This window comes from Clostridium tyrobutyricum DSM 2637 = ATCC 25755 = JCM 11008, from assembly GCF_000359585.1.
Taxonomy (GTDB): domain Bacteria; phylum Bacillota; class Clostridia; order Clostridiales; family Clostridiaceae; genus Clostridium_B; species Clostridium_B tyrobutyricum.
Genome location: NZ_APMH01000060.1, coordinates 1 through 1,721, shown reverse-complemented (window position 1 = coordinate 1,721; position 1,721 = coordinate 1). Strand labels below are relative to the sequence as shown.

General features: G+C 49.2%; 1 rRNA gene. It reads left to right on the top strand.

The features are described from left to right. The first annotated feature begins 118 nt into the window (after positions 1–118). Positions 119–1,627, top strand: a 16S ribosomal RNA gene (locus J418_RS0115280). Positions 1,628–1,721: the final 94 nt, after the last annotated feature.

Genomic DNA, 1,721 nt, shown 5'->3' with positions numbered 1-1,721 from the left:
TGATCCTTGAAAATTAAACAGAGTAAAATAAGTAAAAACTTATTAGAAATAAACCAGCAATTCTTTTGAGCTATGAAAATAGCAAAAACAGTAATGAGCAAGAAAAACTTTTAACTTTTAAATTGAGAGTTTGATCCTGGCTCAGGACGAACGCTGGCGGCGTGCCTAACACATGCAAGTCGAGCGATGAAACCCCTTCGGGGGTGGATTAGCGGCGGACGGGTGAGTAACACGTGGGTAACCTGCCTCAAAGTGGGGGATAGCCTTCCGAAAGGAAGATTAATACCGCATAAAGCCAAGTTTCACATGGAATTTGGATGAAAGGAGTAATTCGCTTTGAGATGGACCCGCGGCGCATTAGTTAGTTGGTGGGGTAATGGCCTACCAAGACAGCGATGCGTAGCCGACCTGAGAGGGTGATCGGCCACATTGGAACTGAGATACGGTCCAGACTCCTACGGGAGGCAGCAGTGGGGAATATTGCACAATGGGCGAAAGCCTGATGCAGCAACGCCGCGTGAGTGATGAAGGTCTTCGGATTGTAAAGCTCTGTCTTTTGGGACGATAATGACGGTACCAAAGGAGGAAGCCACGGCTAACTACGTGCCAGCAGCCGCGGTAATACGTAGGTGGCGAGCGTTGTCCGGATTTACTGGGCGTAAAGGGTGCGTAGGCGGATGTTTAAGTGAGATGTGAAATACCCGGGCTTAACTTGGGTGCTGCATTTCAAACTGGATATCTAGAGTGCAGGAGAGGAGAATGGAATTCCTAGTGTAGCGGTGAAATGCGTAGAGATTAGGAAGAACACCAGTGGCGAAGGCGATTCTCTGGACTGTAACTGACGCTGAGGCACGAAAGCGTGGGTAGCAAACAGGATTAGATACCCTGGTAGTCCACGCCGTAAACGATGAGTACTAGGTGTAGGAGGTATCGACCCCTTCTGTGCCGCAGTAAACACATTAAGTACTCCGCCTGGGAAGTACGATCGCAAGATTAAAACTCAAAGGAATTGACGGGGGCCCGCACAAGCAGCGGAGCATGTGGTTTAATTCGAAGCAACGCGAAGAACCTTACCTGGACTTGACATCCCCTGAATAACCTAGAGATAGGCGAAGCCCTTCGGGGCAGGGAGACAGGTGGTGCATGGTTGTCGTCAGCTCGTGTCGTGAGATGTTAGGTTAAGTCCTGCAACGAGCGCAACCCTTATTGTTAGTTGCTAACATTCAGTTGAGCACTCTAACGAGACTGCCGCGGTTAACGCGGAGGAAGGTGGGGATGACGTCAAATCATCATGCCCCTTATGTCCAGGGCAACACACGTGCTACAATGGGCAGAACAAAGAGAAGCAATACCGCGAGGTGGAGCCAAACTCAAAAACTGCTCTCAGTTCGGATTGCAGGCTGAAACTCGCCTGCATGAAGCTGGAGTTGCTAGTAATCGCGAATCAGCATGTCGCGGTGAATACGTTCCCGGGCCTTGTACACACCGCCCGTCACACCATGAGAGCTGGCAACACCCGAAGTCCGTAGTCTAACGTAAGAGGACGCGGCCGAAGGTGGGGTTAGTGATTGGGGTGAAGTCGTAACAAGGTAGCCGTAGGAGAACCTGCGGCTGGATCACCTCCTTTCTAAGGAGAACTGAAACAGCATGACTGTTTCATAAATTGTTCGGTTTATTTTACTCTGTTTAATTTTGAAGGATTATTTTATAATCTTTTAAAA